The 24471-nt window shown below is 70.9% G+C and carries 21 protein-coding genes; 10 read left to right on the top strand and 11 right to left on the bottom strand.

Annotated elements, in window-relative coordinates; genetic code table 11:
* Nucleotides 1-60: 60 nt before the first annotated feature.
* Nucleotides 61-1278: a polyhydroxyalkanoate depolymerase gene (locus NVS83_RS08555; RefSeq protein ID WP_258738932.1), complete on the bottom strand. Its 1218-nt coding sequence runs from the start codon at nt 1276-1278 to the stop codon at nt 61-63.
* A gap of 533 nt (nt 1279-1811) precedes the next feature.
* Between NVS83_RS08555 and NVS83_RS08550 the strand changes: the two genes are divergently transcribed.
* Nucleotides 1812-2456: a glutathione S-transferase gene (locus NVS83_RS08550; RefSeq protein WP_258739127.1), complete on the top strand. Its 645-nt coding sequence runs from the start codon at nt 1812-1814 to the stop codon at nt 2454-2456.
* A 121-nt stretch (nt 2457-2577) separates the two neighbouring features.
* Here NVS83_RS08550 and pnp read toward each other — a convergent pair whose 3' ends face one another.
* From pnp to rimP, 9 genes are all read right to left on the bottom strand, one after another.
* Nucleotides 2578-4737: a polyribonucleotide nucleotidyltransferase gene (gene pnp, locus NVS83_RS08545; RefSeq protein ID WP_258738931.1), complete on the bottom strand. Its 2160-nt coding sequence runs from the start codon at nt 4735-4737 to the stop codon at nt 2578-2580.
* Between the two features lie 245 nt (nt 4738-4982).
* On the bottom strand, nt 4983-5252 hold the full coding sequence (rpsO, locus tag NVS83_RS08540) for a 30S ribosomal protein S15 (RefSeq protein WP_258732094.1): 270 nt from the start codon (nt 5250-5252) through the stop codon (nt 4983-4985).
* A gap of 229 nt (nt 5253-5481) precedes the next feature.
* A complete protein-coding gene (locus NVS83_RS08535; protein ID WP_258738930.1) occupies nt 5482-6510 on the bottom strand; it encodes a nucleotidyltransferase family protein in 1029 nt (342 codons plus the stop codon).
* Between the two features lie 92 nt (nt 6511-6602).
* Nucleotides 6603-7655, bottom strand: coding sequence for a tRNA pseudouridine(55) synthase TruB (gene truB / locus NVS83_RS08530; RefSeq protein ID WP_374115036.1), 1053 nt, complete (start codon nt 7653-7655; stop codon nt 6603-6605).
* Between the two features lie 86 nt (nt 7656-7741).
* Nucleotides 7742-8197 carry a 30S ribosome-binding factor RbfA gene (gene rbfA / locus NVS83_RS08525; protein ID WP_258738928.1) on the bottom strand — a complete coding sequence of 152 codons (456 nt, stop codon included), beginning with the start codon at nt 8195-8197 and terminating at the stop codon, nt 7742-7744.
* A gap of 146 nt (nt 8198-8343) precedes the next feature.
* Nucleotides 8344-11064: a translation initiation factor IF-2 gene (gene infB, locus NVS83_RS08520; RefSeq protein WP_258738927.1), complete on the bottom strand. Its 2721-nt coding sequence runs from the start codon at nt 11062-11064 to the stop codon at nt 8344-8346.
* Nucleotides 11065-11128: 64 nt separating this feature from the next.
* Nucleotides 11129-11902 (bottom strand): RNA-binding protein, encoded by a 774-nt coding sequence (locus NVS83_RS08515; protein ID WP_258738926.1) that lies wholly within the window; start codon nt 11900-11902, stop codon nt 11129-11131.
* A gap of 95 nt (nt 11903-11997) precedes the next feature.
* Nucleotides 11998-13617, bottom strand: coding sequence for a transcription termination factor NusA (gene nusA / locus NVS83_RS08510; protein WP_258738925.1), 1620 nt, complete (start codon nt 13615-13617; stop codon nt 11998-12000).
* 28 nt (nt 13618-13645) lie between these two features.
* Nucleotides 13646-14470, bottom strand: coding sequence for a ribosome maturation factor RimP (gene rimP / locus NVS83_RS08505; protein ID WP_258738924.1), 825 nt, complete (start codon nt 14468-14470; stop codon nt 13646-13648).
* Between the two features lie 287 nt (nt 14471-14757).
* Between rimP and NVS83_RS08500 the strand changes: the two genes are divergently transcribed.
* Both NVS83_RS08500 and NVS83_RS08495 read left to right on the top strand, forming a co-directional pair.
* Nucleotides 14758-15669 carry a 4-(cytidine 5'-diphospho)-2-C-methyl-D-erythritol kinase gene (locus NVS83_RS08500; RefSeq protein ID WP_258738923.1) on the top strand — a complete coding sequence of 304 codons (912 nt, stop codon included), beginning with the start codon at nt 14758-14760 and terminating at the stop codon, nt 15667-15669.
* Between the two features lie 9 nt (nt 15670-15678).
* Nucleotides 15679-16002 (top strand): YnfA family protein, encoded by a 324-nt coding sequence (locus tag NVS83_RS08495; RefSeq protein ID WP_258738922.1) that lies wholly within the window; start codon nt 15679-15681, stop codon nt 16000-16002.
* A 39-nt stretch (nt 16003-16041) separates the two neighbouring features.
* Here the strand turns inward: NVS83_RS08495 and NVS83_RS08490 are convergent, their stop codons facing one another.
* Complete coding sequence (locus NVS83_RS08490; RefSeq protein WP_258738921.1) at nt 16042-17064, bottom strand: polyprenyl synthetase family protein; 1023 nt, start codon at nt 17062-17064, stop codon at nt 16042-16044.
* A gap of 272 nt (nt 17065-17336) precedes the next feature.
* On the opposite strand from NVS83_RS08490, the gene NVS83_RS08485 reads away from it, so the two are divergent.
* The 7 genes from NVS83_RS08485 to purD all read left to right on the top strand — a co-directional run bounded on the left by NVS83_RS08485 (nt 17337) and on the right by purD (nt 24416).
* The gene (locus tag NVS83_RS08485) at nt 17337-17561 is read left to right on the top strand and encodes a putative signal transducing protein (RefSeq protein WP_258738920.1); all 225 of its coding nucleotides are present in this window, start codon (nt 17337-17339) and stop codon (nt 17559-17561) included.
* A gap of 56 nt (nt 17562-17617) precedes the next feature.
* Entirely contained in the window at nt 17618-18388 is a 771-nt protein-coding gene (locus NVS83_RS08480) for a tRNA1(Val) (adenine(37)-N6)-methyltransferase (RefSeq protein ID WP_258739126.1), read from the top strand.
* An 88-nt stretch (nt 18389-18476) separates the two neighbouring features.
* Nucleotides 18477-19394 carry a S49 family peptidase gene (locus NVS83_RS08475; protein ID WP_258738919.1) on the top strand — a complete coding sequence of 306 codons (918 nt, stop codon included), beginning with the start codon at nt 18477-18479 and terminating at the stop codon, nt 19392-19394.
* Between the two features lie 60 nt (nt 19395-19454).
* Nucleotides 19455-19649, top strand: a complete 195-nt coding sequence (locus NVS83_RS08470) for a hypothetical protein (RefSeq protein WP_258732077.1) — start codon at nt 19455-19457, stop codon at nt 19647-19649.
* A gap of 116 nt (nt 19650-19765) precedes the next feature.
* A complete protein-coding gene (locus NVS83_RS08465; protein ID WP_258738918.1) occupies nt 19766-20956 on the top strand; it encodes an efflux RND transporter periplasmic adaptor subunit in 1191 nt (396 codons plus the stop codon).
* A 23-nt stretch (nt 20957-20979) separates the two neighbouring features.
* Entirely contained in the window at nt 20980-22998 is a 2019-nt protein-coding gene (locus NVS83_RS08460) for a MacB family efflux pump subunit (protein WP_258738917.1), read from the top strand.
* A gap of 140 nt (nt 22999-23138) precedes the next feature.
* Entirely contained in the window at nt 23139-24416 is a 1278-nt protein-coding gene (gene purD / locus NVS83_RS08455) for a phosphoribosylamine--glycine ligase (RefSeq protein ID WP_258738916.1), read from the top strand.
* The last annotated feature ends 55 nt before the right edge of the window (nt 24417-24471 follow it).

The following is a 24471-nucleotide window of genomic DNA, read 5'->3' as shown; positions in this document are numbered from 1 at the left end:
GTGCCTTCGGAGGTATTTGGAGAATGCGCGGCGCGGCGTATGGCCGGCGGGCGGCGGCGCTCAGTCGGCCGAGAGGATGTGGTTGCGCACCAGCGGATAGACCTGCCCGCGCCAGCGCCGGCCGCTGAACACGCCGTAATGGCCGACGCCGGGCTGGAGATGGTGGCGCTTGCGGTGCGGGCGCAGGCTGGCGCAGATGTCCTGCGCCGCAACGGTCTGGCCGACCGCGCAGATGTCGTCGCGCTCGCCTTCCACCGTCAGCAGCGAGGTGCGGCGGATGGCGCGGAAGTCGAGGGTCTCGCCCTCATAGGTCAGCACGCCGCGCGGCAGATCGTAGTCCTGGAAAACCTTGCGGATCGTCTCCAGGTAGAAGTCGGCATCGAGATCGAGCACCGCGAAATATTCGTCGTAGAAGTTCTTGGCCGTGCTCGCCTTGTCGTGCTGGCCCATGGCGAGGTTCTCGAACATCTTGACATGCGCCTTCACGTGGCGGTCGAAATTCATCGCCATAAAGGCGCCGACCTGCACGAAGCCGGGATAGACCCGCCGTCCCACGCCCCGGAAGCCGGGCGGGACGGTGGAGATGAGGTTCTGCTCGAACCAGTCGAGCGGCTTCGAGGTCGCGAGCTCGTTCACCTTGGTCGGGCTGACGCGGCAGTCGACGGGGCCGGCCATCAGGGTGATGGAATGGGGCGTCGCCGGGTTGTCGCGCTGTGCCATGGCGGCGGTGGCGGCGAGCACCTGCACGCAGGGCTGGCACACGGCGAGCGCGTGCGCGCCCGGGCCGATCGCCTCCAGGAAGCGGATCAGATGGGTGACGTAGTCGTCGAAGCCGAAGCGCCCGGCCGCCAGCGGCACGTCGCGCGCATTGGCCCAGTCGGTGATGTAGACGTCGTTCTCCGGCAGCAGCGTCTTCACCGTGTCGAGCAGCAGCGTCGCGAAATGGCCCGACAGCGGCGCCACCACGAGGATGCGCGGCTGCGGCTGGTCGATGTCCTTGCGGAAGTGCAGCAGCGTGCCGAAGGGCAGGTCGAGCGCGGATTCCTCCACCACCTCGACCTCGCGATTGCCGACCGTGACGCTCTCGATGCCGAAGGAGGGCCGGCTGTGGCTCAGTCCGGCGCGCTCGATCATCTCGAAGCCGGCCGAGACGTTGCGCAGGAACGCGGTCTCGCCGAAACCGTCCATCACCGTCGCGAGCACCCGGCGCGACAGGCGCGCGGCGGTGCGCATCGGGTCGAGAAGGTCGGCTTGAGCCTGATAGGCGGCATAGATCATACGCGGCGGCTCATCCGGCGGTTCGGGCGGCGGTGCCCCATGCGGCAGCGGCGGGTCGACGTGGCGGCAGTTGGCTGGCGACAGTTAACGGGCGACAGTCGGCTGGCGACACGCAGCAGGTCAGGTTAAGTCGCCCGCCACCGTCACGCCAGTGAAATTGTGCGACGCGAAGGATAGGCCGCCGGGCGCGGCGCCGGGGGGATGGCCGCGCCGCCGGATCGGGAATGGCACGAATAGTGTTTGCCCCCGCCGGGCCCTTCATCATCGCCCGCTCCAGACAGGACGTTCGACCCATGCGCGCCCCGACCTCCCGATCCAAATCCGCGTCCGGTCCGGGGACCAAGGCCGCCGCGCCCACCCGCACCGCCAAGACGACGACGCCCAAGACGGCGCCGGGCAAGCCGACGGCGAGCAAATCCGCTGCCAAACCCTCTGCCGCCAAGCCCTCCGGGACCAAGCCGGTCGCCAGCAAACCACTCAAAACCAAGCCCTCCACGAGCAAGTCCGTCACCGGGCCGGCGCCTGCGGCCGCGGTGCTCACCCTGAGCAGCAAGAACTATTCCTCCTGGTCGCTGCGCGGCTTCCTGATGTGCCGGATGGCGGGGCTCGATTTCGAGGAGGCGAAGGTCTCGGCCGACGATCCCGACATCCGCGCCGAGCTGCTGCTGCAGTCCTCGTCCTTCCTGGTCCCGCGCCTCGACCATGACGGGATGCGGATCTGGGACACGCTGGCCATCGGCGAATACCTGCACGAACGCGCGCCAGAGGTCGGGCTTCTGCCCAAGGAACGCGCAGCGCGTGCGCATTGCCGCTCCATCTGCGGCGAGATGCATTCGGGCTTCGCCAATCTGCGCTCGGCGCTGCCGATGAACGTCAAGGCCCGCCATCCCGGCTTCAGGGTATGGACCGGGGCGCAGGCGGACATCGAGCGCATCCTCACCATCTGGCGCGGCTGCCTGAAGGCCTATGGCGGGCCCTATCTGTTCGGCGCCGCGCCGACCATGGCGGACGCGATGTACGCGCCGGTGTGCTCGCGCTTCACCACCTACGACGTCGCGCTCGACGCGCCGACGGCGGCCTATTGCAAGGCGATCCTCGCCCTGCCGGCGATGAAGGAATGGATCAAGGCGGCGCTCGAGGAGCCGGACGAGATGGAGGAGCTCGACGTCGAGTTCTGAGCGGGGACGCAGGCACGGGAGACTGCCGGCGCCGGGGGGCATGGGCCGCTGGCGCCGTCTCCCAAACGAAACGGGGCGCCCGAAGGCGCCCCGCTCGATTGTTCCGCAAGGCCTCGGCCGCTCACTCGGCGGCGCCGGCCTCGGTTTCCTTCTCGGCCTTGTTCTTGGCCTCGAGGTCCTCGCCGGTCTCCTGGTCGACGACCTTCATCGACAGGCGGGTCTTGCCGCGCTCGTCGAAGCCGAGCAGCTTCACCTTCACCTTGTCGCCTTCCTTGACGACGTCGGAGGGCTTGGCCACCCGCTCCTTGGCGAGCTGGGAGACGTGGACGAGGCCGTCCTTGGCGCCGAAGAAGTTCACGAAGGCGCCGAAGTCGACCACCTTCACCACCGTGCCGTCATAGATCTGGCCGACCTCCGGCTCGGAGGCGATGGACTTGATCCAGTTCAGCGCGGCCTTGATCGAATCGCCCGAGGCGGAGGCCACCTTCACGGTGCCGTCGTCCTCGATGTTGATCTTGGCGCCGGTCTTCTCGACGATCTCGCGGATCACCTTGCCGCCCGAGCCGATCACTTCGCGGATCTTGTCGACCGGGATCTGGATCACCTCGATGCGCGGGGCATGCTCGCCGAGCTCGGCGCGGGCGCCGGTCAGCGCCTTGGCCATCTCGCCGAGGATGTGCGCGCGGCCGTCCTTCGCCTGGGCGAGGGCGACCTTCATGATCTCCTCGGTGATGCCGGCGATCTTGATGTCCATCTGCAGGGCGGTGACGCCCTTCTCGGTGCCGGCCACCTTGAAGTCCATGTCGCCGAGGTGATCCTCGTCGCCGAGGATGTCGGACAGCACGGCGAACTTCTCACCTTCGAGGATGAGGCCCATGGCGATGCCCGCCACCGGACGGCGCATCGGCACGCCGGCATCCATCAGCGCCAGCGAGGTGCCGCAGACGGTCGCCATCGAGGAGGAGCCGTTCGACTCCAGGATCTCCGACACCGCGCGCAGCGTGTAGGGGAACTCGTGCGCGGGCGGCAGGATCGGGTGCACGGCGCGCCAGGCGAGCTTGCCGTGGCCGATCTCGCGGCGGCCGGGCGAGCCCATGCGGCCGGTCTCGCCGACCGAGAAGGGCGGGAAGTTGTAGTGCAGCAGGAAGCGCTCCTTGTAGGTGCCTTCCAGGCTGTCGATGAACTGCTCGTCCTCGCCGGTGCCGAGCGTGGCCACCACCAGCGCCTGCGTCTCGCCGCGGGTGAACAGCGCCGAGCCGTGGGTGCGCGGCAGCACGCCGACTTCCGCGACGATCGGGCGGACGGTCTTGGTGTCGCGGCCGTCGATGCGCACGCCCTCGTCGAGGATGGTCCAGCGCACGATCTTGGCCTCGAGCTCCTTCAGGACCTCGGAGAGCACCTGGCCGTCGGGCACGTCCTTGCCCTCGGCGGCGAGGGCGGCGTAGTGCTCCTTGGCCTTCGCCTTGGCGGCGTCGACCGCGGCGTAGCGGTCCTGCTTGCGGGCGATCTTGTAGGCCGCGCGCATGTCGGCCTCGACCAGGCCGCGCAGCTCGCTCTCCAGCGCCGAATGGTCGGCGGCGGCGAAGTCGCGCGGCTCCTTGGCGGCCTTCTCGGCGAGGCGGATGATGGCCTCGATCACCGGCTGGAAGTGGCGGTGGCCGAACATGACCGCGCCGAGCATCACTTCCTCGGACAGCTCCTTGGCCTCGGACTCGACCATCAGCACGGCGTCGGACGTTCCGGCGACCACGAGGTCGAGCGCGGATTCCTTCACCTCGTCGGTGGTCGGGTTCAGCACGTACTCATTGTCGATGAAGCCGACCCGGGCGCCGCCGATCGGGCCCATGAACGGCACGCCCGACAGGGTGAGCGCGGCCGAGGCGGCGACCATGGCGACGATGTCCGGGTCGTTCTCGAGGTCGTGCGAGAGCACGGTGACGACGACCTGGGTGTCGTTCTTGTAGCCGTCGGCGAAGAGCGGGCGGATCGGGCGGTCGATCAGGCGGGAGACCAGCGTCTCCTTCTCGCTCGGACGACCTTCGCGCTTGAAGTAGCCACCGGGAATGCGGCCGGCCGCATAGGTCTTTTCCTGGTAGTTGACGGTCAGCGGGAAGAAGTCCTGGCCGGGCTTGGGCGCCCTGGCGGAAACGGCGGTGGCGAGAACCGTGGTGTCGCCATAGGTCGCGAGCACGGCGCCATCGGCCTGGCGCGCCATGCGGCCGGTCTCGAGGACGAGCGTGCGCCCGCCCCAGTCGAGTTCCTCGCGGTGGATATCGAACATGTCTATCTCTGGCTTTCCGAAGCGGGAGCCATGGGCAAGACGGCGAGAGGCTCGGGCGGCTCTTGCGTCCCCCTCGGGGGCGGAGCCTCGAGCCTCCGGCGATCCTGCCATGGCGCGCCGCTTCTCATCGGTCGCGGCGAGCCCCATGCCCGCCGCTCATCTACGCGGCCGGCGCCCGGAACGGTCCGTGGCGCCGCACAGAACGAGGCGGGCCCGACGTCAGCGACGCCGGGCCCGCCCAAGGATCAGCGGCGGATGCCCAGCCGCTGGATCAGGGACTTGTAGCGCGCTTCCTCGGTCTTCTTCAGATAGTCGAGGAGGCCGCGGCGCTGGGACACCAGCTTCAGCAGACCGCGCCGGGAATGGTTGTCCTTGGCGTGGGTCTTGAAATGGCCGGTCAGGTTGGCGATGCGCTCGGTGAGGATCGCGACCTGCACTTCCGCCGAGCCGGTATCGCCCGGCTTGGTGGCGTATTCCTGGATGAGCGCCTGCTTGCGCTCGGCAGTGATCGACATCGGATGATCCTTTCGGTCTGTCAGGTGAAGGTGGCGGGCGCCTGTCGGGACGGCCGGAGGCCTGTCCGCAGGTCGTCTCGCCGGACCCGCAGTTCGGCCGGGCCGGGATGTCGTCCAGCGCGGTCGAAAGGCTGCGGCTCGCGCGGACATGAGGTCCGCAACGCGCGCGCAACATACACGAAATCGCCAGCCTGACCAGCGCCATCTCGGGGGCGTGGCGCGGGGAGGGTTATAGTCCGACGCCAGCCTCCACGAGCCGGGCCCGTGTATCGGGCATGCGCTTGAGAGACGCAGCAATGCGCTCGCGCCAGCGGGCGCCCTGCGAGATCGCATCCTCATAGGCCTCGATCAGATCGGTGGGCCGATCCTCGGCAAGCACATCGATCAGGAATGCGGCCTGCATCCGGTCCTTGTGGGCCTTGACCCCATTCGGACCTTCCCGCCGGCGGTCGGCGACGATCAGCTTGTGGACCGCGAAGCGCTCGGGCCGCGGCACCTGCACCAGCACGCCGTTTCGATAAGTGACGGCAGCTTGGATGGGAGAGGCGATCAAATAATTCAGATAGTGCAGGGACTGGGCGTGCACGTCGAGCGCCGCGAGCGGCTTCAGCTCCTCGGCGGCCTCGAAGGATGGCGTGAGGAACTCCACCAGGAGCTCGTTGCGGCTCTGCTTCCAGCGCCAGACCTTGCCCCGTTCCAGCGATGGCACGGCCTCGAAGGCGAAGTCGGCAAACACGCGCTGAAGCGGCTCGGAAACGATGTCTTCGAGGGCCAAGGACAAGCGCTCGAAGCTCGCAATGTCGATGTCGTTGGTCTGCGCGGCCTGATCGACGCTGTAGCGAATGCCGAGTTCGCCTTCATAGAGGCGGAAGGCCTGGGTCCCGACGATGGTTCCCCCGAGGCGGAAGACGCCCGCCTTTTGCAGCGCGTTTAGAAGCGATCCCGTGGCCGCATCGATGCCCAGGAAGCCCTCGCCGCGCAGGATGCGGATGAGGCGCGCCCGATTCGACCGGCGCTCGGCGGCGGCGGCAGCGATTTCATTCAGCCGTTCGATCCGTGCCCGCCGCTCCGCCGTGTCTTCGCCGATATAGGCTTTGCGGACCTCGGAGCCGACGCGATAGGTGTCGTACCAATAGGCTTTGCCGTTGCGTTCGACCCGCGTTGGTGTGCCCCGAATCTCGGATATCGCCTCGTCCTTCAGCGAGCGCAGCAGGTCGTGATAGGCCGCATGGGCGATCGAAGATATGTGGCGTTGCATCGGTATGCTCAACGATAATTAATTTTGTTGAGCATAAGCGTGTGTTCAACAAAATCCAATTTTGTTGAACACACCAGCTTCGCCGACGGACCTCACTTCGCCGAGTGGAAGATGCGTTTGGGGAAGATCTCCGCCCCTTCCGCCTCGCCGAGCGCAACCAGCCGTCCGCCGGCATTGACCGCGACAGGGCCCTCGAGGATCGGCGCGTCGCGCCCGCGCAGGATGATCGACTGGCCGCGCGCCAGCCGCGCCGCGTCGGCCGGCGAGACCTTCAGCGCCGGCAGGGTGTCGAGGCCGATCTCCACCGGCCGGAGCGCTTCGACCGGCGCCGTCTCGCCGTTCTGCGCGTGCATGGCGCGCAGCGTGTCGAGCGGCACCAGCTCCTCCTCGGCGAAGGTGCCGACCCGGGTGCGGCGCAGCGCCGAGATGTGGCCGCGCGCGCCGAGCATGCGGCCCATGTCGCGGGCCAGCGAGCGCACATAGGTGCCCTTGCCGCACTCGGCCTCGAACACCGCGTGGTCGGCGTCGGGCTGCTCGACCAGCTCCAGCGAATGGATGGTCACGGGGCGGGCGGCGAGCTCCACCGCCACGCCGTCGCGGGCGAGGTCATAGGCGCGCTCGCCATTGATCTTCAGCGCCGAATAGGCGGGCGGCACCTGCTCGATCTCGCCGCGGAAGCCGTCGAGAATGGAGAGGATCGCCGCGCGATCCGGGCGCGTGTCGGAGGTCTCGACCGGCCGGCCCTCGCTGTCGTCGGTGTCGGTCTCCACGCCCCAGCGCACGGTGAAGCGATAGACCTTGCGCCCGTCCATGACGAAGGGAACGGTCTTGGTCGCCTCGCCCAGCGCGATCGGCAGGCAGCCGGAGGCGAGCGGGTCGAGCGTGCCGGCATGGCCGGCCTTCTTGGCCGAGAACAGCCATTTCACCGCCCCGACCGCCTGGGTCGAGGTCATCCCGATCGGCTTGTCGAGCAGCACCCAGCCGTCGACGTCGCGCTTCGGGCGGCGCGGGCCGCGATCCTTGCGCCCCCGCGCGCCGCGCCCGGCCTCCGCCTCGCCGCGGGAATTCTCGCCGCGAGACGTCTCGTCGGCGGGCGCGTCGGGGTGCGAGCCGGCCGGGGCCTCGACGCCGGCACCCATCGGCATGTCGATGGCGGCGTCGGACGCGCGGGCGGAAACGTCGCTGGAGATGTCGGCGGAAGCCTCGGCGAGACCCTCGTTCATGGGCATGCTCATGCCTCGTCATCCTTGCTGTGGTCGGGGGTGCCGGCGTCGGGTTCCTCGGCGTCGGGCTCCTCGGCATCGAGGTCGCGCGCCACGTCGGGCGAGCGCAGCAGCGCGTCGATCCGCGCACCTTCCTCGAACGAGGTGTCGACGCGGAACCTGAGCTCCGGCACGTATTTCAGCTCCACCCGGCGGGCGATCTCGCCGCGCAGCGGCCGCGCATTGGTGGCGAGCGCCGCCACCGCGGCCTTGGCGTCCTTGCCGCCGAGCGGCATGACGAAGCAGGTGGCGATCTTGAGGTCCGGGCTCATCCGCACCTCGGGCACGGTGATCAGCATCCCGGTCAGCGCCGGGTCGGCCAGGTCGCCGCGCGCGAGGACGTCGGCCAGGGCGTGGCGGACGAGTTCGCCGACGCGCAACTGGCGCTGGCTCGGGCCGGCGCCCGAGCTCGCTCTGTTCTTCATAATGCACAAACCTTCATGGTCCCCGCCGCCGCAGCGCAATCGCGGGACCGCCTTCGACCGGAGCGAACGGGCTTGGACCGCTCACCCCCGCGGATATGCGCGCACAGGGCGCGAACGCTCCCCGCGTGCGGGGAGCGTCAAAGACATCAGAGCGTGCGCTGCACGACCTCGACGCGGTAGCACTCGATGACGTCGCCGGCGCGCATGTCCTGGTAGTTCTCGAACGACATGCCGCATTCCTGGCCCGCCTGCACCACGTTGACCGCGTCCTTGAAGCGGTTGAGCGTGGCGAGCTTGCCCTCGTGGATGACGACGTTGTCGCGGATCAGGCGGACATGCTGGCCGCGCTCCACCGTGCCGTCGGTGACGATGCAGCCGGCGACCTTGCCGACCTTGGAGACGTTGAAGATCTCCTTGATCTGCGCGTTGCCGAGCATGGTCTCGCGGTTGACCGGGGCGAGCAGGCCGCCCATCGCCGCCTTCACGTCATCCACCAGGTCGTAGATGATGTTGTAGTAGCGGATCTCGATGCCGGCACGTTCGGCCGCCTCGCGGGCTTCCTTGTTGGCGCGCACGTTGAAGGCGATGATCGCGGCACCGGCCGTCTCGGCCAGCGTCACGTCGCTCTCGTTCACGCCGCCCGCGCCGGAATGGATGATGCGGGCCTGCACCTCGTCGGTGCCGAGCTTCTCCAGCGAGGCGATGATGGCCTCGACCGAGCCGGACACGTCGCCCTTGATGATGAGCGGGAATTCCTTCCGCCCGGCCGTCTTGGCCTGGCTCATCATCTGCTCGAGCGAACCGCGCACCGTGGCGGAGCGGGCCGCGGCCTTCTCGCGCTTCTGGTTCTTGCGGTAGTCGGTGATCTCGCGGGCGCGGGCCTCGTTGTCGACCACCGCGAGGCGGTCGCCCGCCTCCGGCGTGCCGTTGAAGCCGAGCACCTCGACCGGCATGGACGGCTCGGCCGAGCCGAGCTGGGCGCCCTTGTCGGAAATGAGCGCGCGCACGCGGCCCATCTCGGCGCCGGCCACCACGATGTCGCCCACATGCAGCGTCCCGCGTTCCACCAGCACGGTGGCCACCGGGCCGCGGCCGCGGTCGAGCTTGGCCTCGATCACGGTACCCTCGGCCGCGCGGTCGGGGTTGGCCTTGAGGTCGAGCAGCTCGGCCTGCAGGCTGATGAGCTCGAGCAGCTTGTCGAGATTGGTGTGGGCCTTGGCCGACACCTCCACCTCGAGCGTCTCGCCGCCCATGCTCTCGACCTGCACCTCGTACTGCAGCAGCTCGCTGCGCACCCGCTCGGGCTTCGCGTCGGGCTTGTCGATCTTGTTGATCGCCACGATCAGCGGCACCTTGGCGGCGCGCGCGTGATTGATGGCCTCGATGGTCTGCGGCATGACGCCGTCATCGGCGGCCACCACCAGCACCACGATGTCCGTCACTTTGGCGCCGCGGGCGCGCATGGCGGTGAACGCGGCGTGGCCGGGCGTGTCGATGAAGGTGATCTTGCCGCCGAGCGGCGAGGTCACCTGATAGGCGCCGATATGCTGGGTGATGCCGCCGGCCTCGCCGGAGACCACGTTGGCCGAGCGCAGCGCGTCGAGCAGCGAGGTCTTGCCGTGATCGACATGGCCCATGATGGTGACGACCGGCGGACGCGGCTCCATCTCCTCGGGCGCGTCCGGCGTGTCGAACAGGCCTTCCTCGACGTCGGATTCGGCGACGCGGCGCACGGTGTGGCCGAGTTCCTCGGCGATGAGCTGGGCGGTGTCGGCGTCGATCACGTCGGTGATCTTCACCATCTGGCCCTGCTTCATCAGCAGGCGGATCACGTCGACCGCGCGCTCGGCCATGCGGTTGGCCAGCTCCTGGATGGAGATGGTCTCCGGGACCACGACCTCGCGGGAGATCTTTTCCTTGGCCTCGACCTGGCGATGGCCGCTCATGCGCTGGGTGCGGCGGCGGAACGAGGCCACCGAACGCTGGCGCTCCTCCTCGCCGGACTGGGCGGTCACGAGCGTGAGACGGCCGCGATTCTTCTCGCCGCCGGCGGGGCGGGTCGGCTTCTGCGGCGGGGTCGCGGGACGCGCGGGCGCACCGCCCGGACCGCGGCGGGCGGGACGACGCTCTTCCTCTTCCGCGTCCATCGGGCCACGCGGCGTGGCGACGCGCGGCGCACCGACGGTGGTCGCGGCCGGGGCCGCGCCGGCATTCGCGGGACGCGCGGCGGCGCCCGACGATGCGGCCGCCGCGGCGGCATCCTCGCCGAAGCGCTTGCGCGCCTCCTGCTCGGACTTGCGCTTGGCCTCCTCGTCGAAGGCGCGGCGGGCGTCTTCCTCGCGCTTGCGGGCCTCGGCGGCCTCGCGCTCGACCTTCTCGCGCGCCTCGCGCTCGGCGCGGCGGCGGGCCTCTTCCTCGGCGCGCTTGCGCTCCTCGGCCTCGCGGATGCGGGCGTCCTGGAGCGCAGCGGTGCGGGCGCGGGCCTCTTCCTCGGTCAGCGAGCGCAGCACCACGCCGCCCGGGCGCGGGCCCTGCGGCGCCGGACGCGGCGAGGACAGGTTGGCGTGCGGGGAGGGCTGCGTGCGCAGCGGACGGCCCGACGGGCCGCTCGCGGGACGGGGGGCGGGCGCTGCAGGCTGGGCGGATGCCGGCGCGGAGGAAGGTGCGGCGTGCGCCTCGGGCTTGTCGCCCGGGCCGACCACGCGGCGCTTCACCTTCTCCACCACGACGGACTTGGACCGCCCATGGCTGAAGCTCTGGCGGACGACGCCCTGCTCGACAGGTCGCTTGAGCGTGAGGGTCTTGCCCCCCTGACCACCTTGGCCAGCGCCCATCGTCTTCTCGCCCGGGTTCTTCGTATCGGTCATTCGGTATCCGTTCCTCGGCATCCCGACATCGTATCGGGATGCGTATATCCGTCCGCCAGCCTGCTCAAGGAGCGCGCCAGCCTTCGAGCCTTCTCACACGCGCGAGAAACCCCGCGCTCGTCGGATGCGCGAGCAGCGCAGCATGTACCACATTTGCCCGCCCGAGCGCCAAGTCCAATTGCACGCCCGGCAGGCTGTCGATCCGGGCGATCTCCCGCCCGGTCAGCGCAAGCGCCTTTCGGGCCTGCGCGTCGATCTTGGCGACGCCGTCCGCCCCGGCCTCGCGCGAATGCACGAGCACGTGGACGGGGGCACCCTTGCGTTCGGTGTCGAGAGCCTCGACGACCTTCATGAAGCCCGTCACCACCTGCCCCGCCTTGTTGGCGAGGCCGAGGGCGGCGAGCGCATCCTTCTCCAGGAGCTGTTCCACCAGCTCCGGCAGCGCCGGGTCGGTGCGCCCCTTGCCCTTGAAGGCGCGGCCGAAGGCCTTGCGCTTCAGGGCCTCGGCGAGCGCGCCGCGGCTGGCGCCGACCCAGGCGCCGCGCCCGGGAAGGCGGCCGGCGATGTCCGGCACCACCCGCCCGTCGGGCGCCACCACGAAGCGCAGCATCTCGGCCACCGGGCGAACCGTGCGGCTGGCGATGCACTGCCTCTCCGGCACGCGCCGCGCCGAGGCCGGCCCGGCATCGGTCTCGTCCTCGGGCGAGGCGGCGTCCCCGGCCGGGCGGTCGGAAGCGGCCTCCGGCGCGGAGCACGCGGCGCCGGCCGCGTCCGCGGTCTCGCCCGCCGCCCCGTCGTTCGCCATGCCCGTCGGCCCCGCCTCGTCCCGCACCTTCACCCGGTTCCCGTTTCCTGTCCGCCCCGGGCGGCCAGGAGCCGCCCGTTCTTACGTCCCTCGGGCGGCCGCGGGGCCGCCCGTTCGTCCCGAACGCCTCAGCTCTGGCTTTCGCCCTCGGCCTCGGCCTCGCCCTCCGTCTCCGCCGCCTCGTCCGCCGCCAGTTCGGCAGCGTCGATCCAGCCGGCCTTGACGCGGGCCTGCATGATCATGGCCTCGGCCTCCTCGCGGGAGAGGTTGAACCCCTCCAGCGCGCCGGGCGTGCGCACCACTTCGCCGTCCTTGCGCTCGGTCCAGCCGATCAGGTCGTCCGTGGCGCAGCCGGCGAGGTCCTCGACCGACTTGATGTCGTTCTCGCCGAACGCCACCAGCATGGCCGACGTCACGCCGGGCACCTCGCGCACGTCGTCCTCGACGCCGAGCTCGCGGCGGCGCGCATCGAGGTCGGCCTCGACCTGGGCCAGGTGGCCCAACGCGCGGTTCTGCAGCTCCTGCGCCGTGTCCTCGTCGAAGCCCTCGATGCTCGCGAGTTCGGAGAGCGGCACATAGGCCAGTTCTTCCAGCGTCGCGAAGCCCTCGGAGGCGAGGAGCTGGCCCATCATCTCGTCGAGGTCGAGCGCCTCGGCGAACATCTTGGAGCGCTCGGCGAATTCCTTCTGGCGCCGCTCGCTCTCCTCGGCCTCGGTGAGGATGTCGATGTCCCAGCCGGTGAGCTGGGAGGCGAGACGCACATTCTGGCCGCGCCGCCCGATCGCCAGGCTTAGTTGGGCATCCGGCACCACGACTTCAATACGCTCGCGGTCCTCGTCGAGCACCACCTTGACCACTTCGGCCGGGGCGAGCGCGTTGACGATGAAGGTCGCGAAGTCCGGCGACCACGGGATGATGTCGATCTTCTCGCCCTGCAGCTCGTTCACCACGGCCTGCACGCGCGAGCCGCGCATGCCCACGCACGCGCCGACCGGGTCGACCGAGGAATCGCGCGAGGTGACGGCGATCTTGGCGCGCGAGCCGGGGTCGCGGGCGACCGCCTTGATCTCGACGATGCCGTCATAGATCTCCGGCACTTCCTGCGCGAACAGCTTGGCCATGAACTGGGGATGGGTGCGCGAGAGGAAGATCTGCGGCCCGCGCGGCTCGCGGCGCACGTCGTAGACATAGGCGCGGATGCGGTCGCCGACCTTGAACACCTCGCGCGGCAGCAGCTCGTCGCGGCGCAGCGAGGCCTCGCCCCGGCCGAGATCGACCACCACGTTGCCGTATTCGACGCGCTTGACCGCGCCGTTGATGATCTCGCCGATGCGGTCCTTGTACTCGTCATACTGCCGGTCGCGCTCGGCCTCGCGCACCTTCTGCACGATCACCTGCTTGGCCGACTGGGCGGCGATGCGGCCAAAATCGAACGGGGGCAGCGTGTCGGCGATCGAATCGCCCACCTGCGCCGCCGGGTTCAGCCGGCGCGCGCCGGTGATGTCGATCTCGGTGGCCGGGTTCTCGACCTGGTCGACCACCAGCAGATGCCGCGCGAGGCGCAGCTCGCCGGTGCGCGCGTTGATCTCGGCATGGATGTCGGTCTCGGCGCCATAGCGCGAGCGCGCCGCCTTGGCGATCGCGTCCTCCATGGCGGCGATGACGATGCCCCGGTCGATCGATTTCTCCCGCGCGACCGCATCGGCGATCTGCAAGAGTTCGAGCCGGTTGGCGCTGACCACGGCCATCAGTGCATCTCCTTCGCAGTGGACCCGTTCACAGGGATTTGCGTTTGGCGTTGGATTTCTTGCCCGGCTTGGCGGCACCCTTGGGCTTCAGCATCGCCTTGGCCTTCGGCTTGCCGCGAACCGGCATCTTCTTCGGCGGCAGGATGCGGACGGCGACGTCGTCGCCCTCGCCTTCGCTGCCGTCCTCGTCCTCGCCCGGCGTGTCGCCGAGGTCGGCGGTGTCGATGTCGTCCTCGTCGATCCCCGCGCCCTCGCGCAGCGCCTTGTCGCGCCGCAGCGCCTCGCGGATCAGTACGTCGGTCATCACGAGCCGCGCGTCGCCGATGTCGGCGATCGGCAGGCGGGCCGTGTCCGGCGTGTCGGCGGGCACGTCGCGCAGGCGGATCAGCGCCTCGCCGTCCTCGGCGCCGAGCAGGATGCCGCGGAAGCGCTTGCGCCCCTCGACCGGCACCGCCATCTCGACCTTCACGTCATGGCCGGACCAGCGCTCGAAATCGGAGATCCGCACCAGCGGCCGGTCGATGCCCGGCGACGACATTTCGAGGTTGTAGGTGCCCGAGATCGGGTCCTCGACGTCGAGCACCGGCGAGATGGCGCGGCTCGCCGCCTCGCATTCCTCGATTCCGAAGCTGCCGTCCGGCCGCTCGGCCATGATCTGCAGCGTGAGGTACTCGCCGCCCGAGATCCGCACCCGCACCAGCCGGAAGCCGAGCCCCTGCAGCACCGGCGCCACGATCGCGGCGACGCGTGCGGCGGGCCCGGATTCGGTCACCAGCCGCGGCTCGTCGAGACGCGGGGCGCCGTCCTGCGCCGGGAGGCCGGTCTGCGCGGGGAGGGTCTGCTGTTCGCTCATTCGTCCTCGTCCGGACCGAACGGGTGCGCAATGCAAAAAGAGCGGGTCCCGGCGGCGGAACCCACTCTCAACCGACCGTTCAGTCGCTAGAGATATTTGGATGACCAAGGCTTATACAGGCAAACCGCCCCGTGGCGCAAGCTCGCCCTCGCCGCGCCGCCATATGAGTGCCGGCGAGGAGAGGGTTCGCAGCCCGGGGCACTGAAACCTGAAGGTCCCTCATCCGCGCCCTTTCCGGCACCCTCCGCCGGCTTGCCGGTCGCCAGCCACCGGCGCATAAGCGCACCATGTCCGAACCCGCCCAATCCCGCCTCCTCACGCCCCCCGCCGCCGCCGCCGGCGGGCTGCGCGAGCGCGCGCCCGCCAAGGTGAACCTGACGCTGCGTGTGGTCGGCCGGCGCGCCGACGGCTATCACGAGTTGGCGAGCGTCGTCGGCTTTGCCGGCACCGGCGACCGGCTGGAGCTCGAGCCCGGGCCGGAGCTCGCCCTGGCGCTGCGCGGGCCGGGCGGTGCGGCGCTGGCGGGCGAGGGCGACAATCTGGTGCTGCGCGCCGCGCGCGAGCTCGCCGCCCGCGTGCCGGGGCTGACCGCCGGCCGCTTCGTGCTCGACAAGCGCCTGCCGGTGGCGGCGGGCATCGGCGGCGGCTCGGCGGACGCGGCGGCGGCGCTGCGCCTGCTGGCGCGCGCCAACGCCCTTGCTCCCGACGATCCGTGCCTCGCCGCCGCCGCGCTCGCCACCGGCTCCGACGTGCCGGTCTGCCTCGCAAGCGTCGGCGCGCTGATGGCCGGGCGCGGGGAGCGCGTCACCCCGCTCGCCCTGCCGCGCTTCGGCATGGTGCTGGTCAATCCGCGCGTCCCGGCGGCGACGGGCGCGGTGTTCGCCGCGCTCGGCCTCGCCCCGGGAGCGCACCGACCCGCGCCGGCGGTGCCGGCCGCCTTCGCCGGGCGAGAGGAGGCGCTCGCCTTCCTGCGCGGCGAGCCGAACGACCTCGAAGAGCCCGCGCGCCGGCTGGCGCCGGTGCTGGCCGAGGTCGAGGCGGCGCTGCAGGCGAGCGAGGAGGCGCGGCTGGTGCGCATGTCGGGCTCGGGCGCGACCATGTTCGCGCTCTATGACGACTGCCGCGCCGCCGCCCGCGCGGCGAGGCGGGTCGCCGCCGGCCGTCCCGGCTGGTGGGTCAAGTCCACCGTGCTCGGCTGAGGCGCGGCGATGCACACCGCCTTCTTCTTCCTCGCCGCGGCGCTGTTCGAGATCGCCGGCTGCTTCGCCTTCTGGGCGGTGCTGCGCGGCGGGGCGTCGGCGCTCTGGCTGGCGCCGGGCCTCGCCAGCCTCGTCGCCTTCGCCGCAGTGCTGACCCAGGTCGACGCCAGCGCGGCCGGGCGCGCCTTCGCCGCCTATGGCGGGGTCTATGTCGCCGCCTCGCTGGCCTGGCTGTGGGCGGTGGAGGGGCTGCGCCCCGACCGCTGGGACCTGCTCGGCGGCGCGGTCTGCCTCGCCGGGGCGGCGATCATCGTGTTCGGCCCGCGCGGCTGAGCCCTTCCGGCCCGCCGGCGCTGATGCTTTCGCCCGCGCTCAGCGCGCCCGCGAGATGCAGAACTCCACCGTGTCGAGCAGCGCCCGCTTGGCCGGCCCGTCCGGGAACAGCCCCAGTGCGTCCCTTGCCATGGCGCCGTAATGGCGCGCGCGCTCGACCGTTGCGGCGATCGACTGGTGCGCGGCGAGAAGCTCCATGGCGTGTTCGAGGTCGCCCTCGCCGACCTCGCCCTGCTCCAGGCAGCGCCGCCAGAAGCTGCGCTCCTCCTCGGTGCCGCGCCGGAAGGCGAGCAGCACCGGCAGCGTGATCTTGCCCTCGCGGAAGTCGTCGCCGACGTTCTTTCCGAGCTTGGCGCCCGAGCCGCCATAGTCGAGCGCGTCGTCGATGAGCTGGAAGGCGATGCCGAGATTCATGCCATAGCTGCGGCAGGCGGCCTGCTCGGCCTTCGGCCGGTTGCCGAGCACCGGGCCGACCTCGCAGGCGGCGGCGAACAGCTCGGCGGTCTTGCCGCGGATCACGGCGAGGTACTCGTCCTCGCTGGTGGCGGTGTTCTTGGCGGCGGCGAGCTGGGCCACCTCGCCCTCGGCGATCACCACGGCGGCGGAGGAGAGGATGTCGAGCGCCTGCATCGAGCCGACCTCGATCATCATGCGGAACGCCTGGCCGAGCAGGAAGTCGCCGACCAGCACGCTCGCCTCGTTGCCCCACAGCATGCGGGCGGCGAGCTTGCCGCGGCGCATCTCGCTGTCGTCCACCACGTCGTCATGCAGCAGCGTCGCCGTGTGCATGAACTCGACCGAGGCGGCGAGCTTGATGTCGCCCTCGCCCCTGTAGCCGGACAGGTCGGCGGTCGCGAGGGTGAGCATCGGGCGCAGCCGCTTGCCGCCCGAGGAGATGAGATGGGTCGCGACCTCCGGGATCATGGTCACGTCGGAGCCCGTGCGCGACAGGATCAGGGCGTTGACGCGATCCATGTCGGAGCGGACAAGGGAGACGATACCCTCGAGCGACGGCTCGGCGGCGATGTCCGCGGCGGGATCGAAGGGAAGTACAACGGCCACTTGCAGGTTCCGTATCTGACAATGCCGCTGCACCATAAGAAGCTGGTGGTACGTACGGCAAGAGCGGATTAGAACGGAAAAATAGTATGAATTTCCCAGTTTACCGCTCGCCGGCGCCGGTCGCGGTGCCCGGCAATCCCTCGAAAGAGGTAGTCTGGGATGCCACTTCCGGCGGATGGCGCATGCACATACGTTGTATGCCAAGGGTTGCGGCCGCTTCCCCTGCCGCGCGCGCCGCTGTTCCCCCCGCCGCGCCGGCGCGAGGATGAGCCATGCACGAACTGCTCCGCACCAATGACGTGGTCCTGCTCTCGGCGATCGGGGCGCTGCTCGACAGCGCGCGCATCGGCCACATCGTGCTGGACCAGCACATGAGCGTGATGGAAGGCTCGATCGGCCTGCTGCCGCGCCGCCTGCTGGTGGAGGACGAGATGGTGGCGCGCGCCCGCGCCCTGCTGCGCGAGGCCGGCTTCGGCGCCGCGCTCGCCAGCGAGTGAGCGGGCCGGCGATGGACGAAGGGGTCGAGGACAATCGGGCCGAGGACGATCGGGCCATGGACGATCCGGGCGAGGCGCTCACCGATGACGGGCTGATCGGCGGGCGACTGCGCCTGCTTCAGCCCGCGCGCGGCCACCGCGCCGGCCATGACGCGGTGCTGCTCGCCGCCAGCGTGCCGGAGAGCGCGCGCCGCGCGGTGGATCTCGGCGCCGGCGTCGGCACGGCGGGCCTCGCCGTGGCGCTGCGCCTGCCGCAGGCCGGGGTCACGCTGGTGGAGATCGACCCGGCCCTCGCCGAACTCGCCGCCCGCAACGCGGCGCGCCAGCAGCCCGACATGGCCGGCCGGGTGCGCGTGGTGGCGGCCGATGTCGCCCTGCTCGCCCGCCCCGCCGGCCCGGCCGAGCCCGCGCCGGCCGGCGCCGATCTGGTGCTGATGAACCCGCCCTTCAACGATCCCGCCCGCCACCGCCGCTCGCCCAGCGCGGGCCGCGCCCGCGCCCACAGCGCGGAGGATGGCGAGCTCGAGATCTGGCTGCGCGCTGCCGACCGGCTGCTGGAGCCGGGCGGCGCGCTCCGGCTGATCCACCGGCCGGAGGCGCTCGCCACCCTGCTGGAGCTGCTCGGCCGGCGCGCCGGCGCGATCACGATCCGCCCGGTGCATCCGCGCCCCGACGCGCCGGCGATCCGGGTGCTGGTCGGCGCCGTCAAGGGCCGGCGCACCCCGCCCGCGCTGCTGCCCGCCCTCGTGCTCGCCGACGCGCAGGGCCGGCCGACGCCGCAGGCCGAGCGGGTGCTGCGCGGCGGGGAGGGGATCGGCGAAGGCTGAGCAACGCGCGCCCCCGGGGCAGCGCCGGCGCAGAAACCGCGCAACACGCCGCTTGAGCAGGGCCGGCGCGCATCCTATGTGTTCCGCCATGGCCAACGCATCCGTCCTCGCCCCGCTCCGCCGCCTTCTCAATCCCATCCTGCCGGCGCGGATGCGCGCCGGCGCCGCCATCGTGCCGGTGGTCCGGCTGCACGGCGCCATCGGGCTGTCGAGCCCGCTGCGGCCCGGCCTCTCCATGTCCGCCGTCTCAAAGACGCTGGAGCGCGCCTTCGCGGTAAAGGGGGCAAAGGCGGTGGCGCTGGCGATCAACTCGCCCGGCGGCGCGCCGGCGCAGTCGCACCTCATCTACCGCCGCATCCGCGCGCTGGCGGAGGAGAAGGAGATCCCGGTCATCGGCTTCGTCGAGGACGTCGCCGCCTCGGGCGGCTACATGCTGGCCTGCGCCGCCGACGAGATCGTCGCCGATCCCTTCTCGATCGTCGGCTCGATCGGCGTGGTCAGCGCCGGGTTCGGCTTCGACCGGGTGCTGGACAAGGTCGGCGTCGACCGGCGCGTCTACACCGCCGGCACCCGCAAGGTGATGCTCGACCCGTTCCAGCCCGAGAAGCCGGAGGACGTCGAGCGCCTCAAGGCGCTGCAGAAGGAGATCCACGAGGTCTTCACCGGCCTGGTGCGCGCGCGCCGCGCCGATGTGCTGAGCGGTGACGACGACACCCTGTTCTCGGGCGAGTTCTGGTCGGCGGCGCGGGCGCAGGAGCTCGGCCTCGTCGACGCCATCGGCGATCTGCGCACCCATCTCAGGGCGCGCTATGGCGAGAAGGTGGTGATGCCGCTGATCGAGCCGAAGAGCGGCCTGTTCGGCCGCCGCCTGCCGGGTGTGACGGCGCTTGGCGCCGCGTCCGGCGGGGCGTCGATGCAGATCGGCGCGCAGATCGGGGCCGGCGCCGCCGAAAGCCTCGTCGGCGTCGCCGAGGAGCGCGCGCTGTGGGGCCGCTTCGGGCTGTGAGAGAGGCCGCCGGTCCGTGATACGGGCCGGCACCAGGAGAGTGGGAAGGAAGGCCAGGACATGCCGCCGGTCATCGTGCTTGCCCTCGGCGCCATGGGCGCCGCCGCGCTGGTGAAGCTGCTCGCCAGGGAATCGCGCCGCGTCAATGCCGAGCTCGATGCCACCCGCCGCGAGGAGGAGGCGCTGCGCGACGGCGCGCGCCCGAGCCTGCGCCGCGACCCGGCGAGCGGTGAGTACCGGCCCGGCGACCGCTGAAGCCGGTATTTCTGGAATGAATACAGGCTGCTAGCCGGCGTCTTCATTACCGCGAATTCATTTTGTGCCGCGTGCGGGCCGGGTTATCCCGTTGGGTGTCCTAACGGAGCCGCCGCATGCTTCAGAAATCCGACAGCAGCCGGGCGAGGCCCGCATCGATACACCGGCGCCGCCGGCGCTGGCCGGTGCTCATCCTGCTGGCGGCGGTCGCGGCGGGCGGCGGCTATTACTACTACACCGCGACCGCCGGCGAGCCGGCGCCGCAGTACCAGACCGCGAAGGTCGCGCTCGGCGACATCGAGACCACGGTCACCGCCATCGCCAAGATGCAGCCGAAGAACTATGTCGACGTCGGCACGCAGGTCTCCGGCCAGCTCCGCACCATCGATCCCGATGTCGGCGCGGTGGTGAAGAAGGGCGATCTGCTGGCCGAGATCGACCCCACCGTCTACCAGACCCGCGTCGCCGGCGATCGCGCCAGCCTCGACAATCTGCGCGCCCAGCTAGCCCAGGCCGACGCCCAGCTCACCCTCGACCGGCTGCGCAACGAGCGCGCCCAGGACCTGCTCGCCAAGCAGTCCGGCAGCCGCGACGCCGCCGACGCCGCCCGCGCCACCATGCAGATCAGCGCCGCCAAGATCGACGCGCTGAAGGCCCAGATCGCCCAGACCCAGGCGACGCTGGAGGGCGATCTCGCCAATCTCGGCTACACCAAGATCTACGCGCCGATGGACGGTACGGTGGTCTCGATCACCGCCCGCGAGGGCTCGACCCTCAACGCCAACCAGTCGGCGCCGATCGTGCTGCGCATCGCCGACCTGCAGACCATGACCGTCACCGCCCAGGTGGCGGAGGGCGACATCCCGAAGATCACCGTCGGCACGCCGGTCTATTTCTCCACCCTCGGCCTGCCGGACCGGCGCTGGCGCGGCGAGGTGCGCCAGATCGAGCCGACCCCGACCATCGTCAACGACGTCGTGCTCTACAACGTGCTGATCGACGTGCCCAATGAAGACCTGATGCTGATGACCGACATGACGGCACAGGTGTTCTTCCGCCTCGGCTCGGCGAAGGACGTGCCGCTGGTGCCGACCCAGGCCATCCGCCACGGGCGCGACGGCGCCGCCAGCGTGCGCGTGCTCACCCCGCGCGGGCCGGAGGAGCGCGCCGTCGAGACCGGGCTCTCCAACCGCAGCGTGACGCAGGTCACCGCCGGCCTGGCGCCGGGCGACACCGTGGTCGTCGGCTCGTCGGCCGCCGCCGCCGCGGCGCCGTCCGGCCGCCCGCGCATGCCGCCGCGGCTCTGAGGCGGGAGCAGCGGGAACGCGCCATGGACGAGACCACTTCCCGGCACCCGGCCCTTCCGCCCGCAGCCGTGGCGCAGGACCACCCGCACGCGGCCCCGACCGGCACCCGGCCGATCGTCGAGCTGGTCGACGTCAGCCGCATCTACCCGAACGGCGAGAGCGTGGTGCGCGCGCTCGACCGGGTGTCGCTCGCCATCCATCCCGGCGAGTTCGTCGCCATCATGGGCCAGTCGGGCTCGGGCAAGTCGACGCTGATGAACATCGTCGGCTGCCTCGACCGCGCTTCGGCCGGCACCTACCGGGTCGACGGCGTCGACGTCTCCCATCTCGATGCCGACGCGCTGGCGGCGCTGCGCTGCTCGACCTTCGGCTTCGTGTTCCAGCGTTACAATCTGCTGCCGAGCCTCACTGCGGCCGAGAATGTCGAGATCCCCGCCATCTATGCCGGCGCGCCGCAGGAGGAGCGGTTCGGGCGCTCGCACGAATTGCTCGGCCGCCTCGGCCTCGGCGACCGCACCGAGCACCGGCCGAGCCAGCTCTCCGGCGGCCAGCAGCAGCGCGTCTCCATCGCCCGCGCGCTGATGAATGCCGCCCCGGTGATCCTCGCCGACGAGCCGACCGGCGCGCTCGACACCCGCAGCGGCGAGGACGTGCTCGCCCTGCTGAAGGAGCTGAACGCCGAGGGCCACACCGTCATCCTCATCACCCACGACCCGGACGTCGCCCGGCACGCGCGCCGCATCGTGCGCTTCCAGGACGGGCGCATCGTCGCCGACGAGCGGCACGAGGGGGAGCCCGCGCGCCCGGCCCTTCCCGCCTCGCGCGCGCCGCGCCGCCAGGGGCTGGCGCGCTTCCTGCCGGATCTGGCGGAGGCGGTGCGCATGGCCTTCGCCTCCATGCACAATTCGATCTTCCGCACCGCACTGACCCTGCTCGGCATCGTCATCGGCGTCGCTTCGGTCATCACCATGCTGGCGGTGGGCGATGGCGGCAAGGAGCGGGTGCTGGAGCGCATCGCCCAGATCGGCACCAACCTCCTGATCGTGCGCCCCGGCGCGCGCGGCATCCGCTCCTCGGGCGACAACGCCACGCTGCTGCCGGAGGACGCCGACGCGCTGAGGGCCATACCCGGCATCAGCGCCATCTCGCCCGAGCGCTCGGGCCGCTTCACGCTGCGCTTCGGCTCGCAGGACTATTATACCTCGGTGACCGGCACCAGCGCCGACTACCTCTCGGCCCGCGACTGGCCGATGGCGCGCGGCGTGATGTTCACCGACGCCGACGTGCGCGCCTATGCGCCGGTGATCGTGCTCGGCCAGACCGTGGTCGACAATCTGTTCGGCGAGGACGACCCGCTCGGCCGCTACGTGCTGGTGAAGAACGTGCCCTACGAGGTGATCGGCGTGCTCAGCCCGCGCGGCGCCAACGCCTTCGGCCAGGACCAGGACGATGCGGCGCTGATCCCGATGTCGACCGGCTTCGTGCGCGCCTTCGGCCAACGCTTCGTCAATTCGGTCACGGTGAAAGTGGCGGATTCGGGCGACATTCCCGCCGTCGAGCAGGCGGTGACGCGGATCATCGCCGACCGTCACCAGGCCGAGGATTTCCAGGTGCGCAACACCTCGCAGTTCCTCGAGACCGCCACCGAGACCCAGAACACGCTGACGCTGGTGCTGGGCTGCGTCGCCGCCATCTCGCTGCTGGTGGCGGGCATCGGGGTGATGAACATCATGCTGGTGAGCGTGACCGAGCGCACCCGCGAGATCGGCATCCGCATGGCGACCGGCGCGCGCATGAGCAACATCATGCTGCAGTTCAACACCGAGGCGCTGGTGGTGTGCTCGGTCGGCGGGCTGGTGGGGGTCGGGCTCGGCCTCGCCACCGCGGTCGGGCTGGAGGCGATGGGGGTGTCGATCGCGTTCGCGCTGATGCCGCCGCTGCTCGCCTTCGGCTGCGCCTTCCTCACCGGCCTCGTCTTCGGCTACCTGCCCGCGCGCAAGGCGGCCGGGCTCGATCCGGTGGTGGCGCTGGCCTACGAATAGGCGGCGGGCGGCGCCCTTCGCCGCTCCTCGTCCAGGCTCTTTGCCCGCGTTCTTTGCCCGCGCTGTTGGCCCCGCGCTCTTGCCCGCCGCGCCCGGAGCGTTTACGCGAAGCGCGGTTGAGGCGGCGGGAGGCCCTGCGGATGAAAGTATTGTTGCTCGGCTCGGGCGGCCGCGAGCACGCGCTGGCCTGGAAGCTGGCCCAGAGCCCGCGGCTCACGGCGCTGTTCGCGCTGCCGGGCAATCCGGGCATCGCCGCCCACGCCACCTGCATCGACGGCGTGCCGCTGGACGACCACGACGCCATCGTCTCGATCTGCGGCTCGCACGGTGTCGATCTCGTGGTGGTCGGGCCGGAGGCGCCGCTGGTGGAGGGCATTGCCGACCGCCTCGCCGCCGAGGGCATCGCCGTGTTCGGCCCGCGCCGGGCGGCGGCCCAGCTCGAGGGCTCCAAGCTCTTCACCAAGGAGCTGTGCAAGGCGCACGACATCCCCACCGCCGCCTTCGGCCGCTTCACCGACGCCGCCTCCGCGCGCGAGTTCGTGCGCCGGCGCGGCGCGCCGATCGTGCTCAAGGCGGACGGGCTGATGGCCGGCAAGGGCGTCATCGTCGCCACCTCGCTGGAGCAGGCGCTGGAAGGCGTCGACGCGGTGTTCGCCATGGGCGCGGAAGGCGGCGGCTTCGGCACCGAGATCCTGATCGAGGACTATCTCGAGGGCGAGGAGGTCTCGTTCTTCTGCCTGGTCGACGGCGAGAGCGTGCTGCCCTTCGGCTCGGCGCAGGACCACAAGCGCGCCTTCGACGGCGACGAGGGCCCCAACACCGGCGGCATGGGGGCCTATTCGCCGGCGCCCGTCTTCACCGCCGAGATGGAGCGCCGCACCCTCACCGAGATCATCAAGCCGACCGCGCGCGCCCTCGCCGACGCCGGCTGCGCCTATCGCGGCGTGCTGTTCGCCGGGCTGATGATCACGCGCGACGGTCCCCGGCTGATCGAATACAATGTCCGCTTCGGCGATCCCGAATGCCAGGTGCTGATGACGCGGCTCGACGGCGACCTGCTGCCGCTGCTCGAGGCCACCGCGACCGGCGGGCTCGGCGACTATACGGTGGCGATGAAGCCCGATGCCGCGATCACCGTGGTGATGGCGGCGAACGGCTATCCCGGCGCCTATGCAAGGGGCTCGCGCATCGCCGGCATCGAGGCGGCGGAAACCGTTCCGGGGGTGAAGGTGTTTCATGCCGGCACCAAGCGCGCCGGCGAGGACCTCGTCGCCGATGGCGGGCGGGTGCTGAACGTGACAGCGATCGGTGCCAATGTGGCCGAGGCGCGCGAGCGCGCCTATGACGCGGTGGCGCGCATCGACTGGCCGGAGGGCTTCTGCCGCTCCGACATCGCCTGGCGGGCGCTCGGCGAGTAGGACGAGGCCCGACCCGGGCGAAACCCGTCCCGCCCCGCGCCCGTTCTAACAGGTG

Origin of the sequence: Ancylobacter mangrovi (assembly GCF_024752335.1) — a bacterium.
In the GTDB taxonomy this organism is placed as follows: Bacteria; Pseudomonadota; Alphaproteobacteria; order Rhizobiales; family Xanthobacteraceae; genus Ancylobacter; species Ancylobacter mangrovi.
Note: the sequence above shows the minus strand (reverse complement) of the source record. Positions and strands in the feature narration are given on the sequence as shown.

Coding starts and splice junctions, on each gene's coding strand:
- NVS83_RS08555 (WP_258738932.1), bottom strand. CDS start 1,278: ATGATCTATGCCGCCTATCAGGCTCAAGCCGACCTTCTCGACCCGATG.
- pnp (WP_258738931.1), bottom strand. CDS start 4,737: ATGTTCGATATCCACCGCGAGGAACTCGACTGGGGCGGGCGCACGCTC.
- rpsO (WP_258732094.1), bottom strand. CDS start 5,252: ATGTCGATCACTGCCGAGCGCAAGCAGGCGCTCATCCAGGAATACGCC.
- NVS83_RS08535 (WP_258738930.1), bottom strand. CDS start 6,510: ATGCAACGCCACATATCTTCGATCGCCCATGCGGCCTATCACGACCTG.
- truB (WP_374115036.1), bottom strand. CDS start 7,655: ATGCCGATGGGTGCCGGCGTCGAGGCCCCGGCCGGCTCGCACCCCGAC.
- rbfA (WP_258738928.1), bottom strand. CDS start 8,197: ATGAAGAACAGAGCGAGCTCGGGCGCCGGCCCGAGCCAGCGCCAGTTG.
- infB (WP_258738927.1), bottom strand. CDS start 11,064: ATGACCGATACGAAGAACCCGGGCGAGAAGACGATGGGCGCTGGCCAA.
- nusA (WP_258738925.1), bottom strand. CDS start 13,617: ATGGCCGTGGTCAGCGCCAACCGGCTCGAACTCTTGCAGATCGCCGAT.
- rimP (WP_258738924.1), bottom strand. CDS start 14,470: ATGAGCGAACAGCAGACCCTCCCCGCGCAGACCGGCCTCCCGGCGCAG.
- NVS83_RS08500 (WP_258738923.1), top strand. CDS start 14,758: ATGTCCGAACCCGCCCAATCCCGCCTCCTCACGCCCCCCGCCGCCGCC.
- NVS83_RS08495 (WP_258738922.1), top strand. CDS start 15,679: ATGCACACCGCCTTCTTCTTCCTCGCCGCGGCGCTGTTCGAGATCGCC.
- NVS83_RS08485 (WP_258738920.1), top strand. CDS start 17,337: ATGCACGAACTGCTCCGCACCAATGACGTGGTCCTGCTCTCGGCGATC.
- NVS83_RS08480 (WP_258739126.1), top strand. CDS start 17,618: ATGGACGATCCGGGCGAGGCGCTCACCGATGACGGGCTGATCGGCGGG.
- NVS83_RS08475 (WP_258738919.1), top strand. CDS start 18,477: ATGGCCAACGCATCCGTCCTCGCCCCGCTCCGCCGCCTTCTCAATCCC.
- NVS83_RS08470 (WP_258732077.1), top strand. CDS start 19,455: ATGCCGCCGGTCATCGTGCTTGCCCTCGGCGCCATGGGCGCCGCCGCG.
- NVS83_RS08465 (WP_258738918.1), top strand. CDS start 19,766: ATGCTTCAGAAATCCGACAGCAGCCGGGCGAGGCCCGCATCGATACAC.
- NVS83_RS08460 (WP_258738917.1), top strand. CDS start 20,980: ATGGACGAGACCACTTCCCGGCACCCGGCCCTTCCGCCCGCAGCCGTG.
- purD (WP_258738916.1), top strand. CDS start 23,139: ATGAAAGTATTGTTGCTCGGCTCGGGCGGCCGCGAGCACGCGCTGGCC.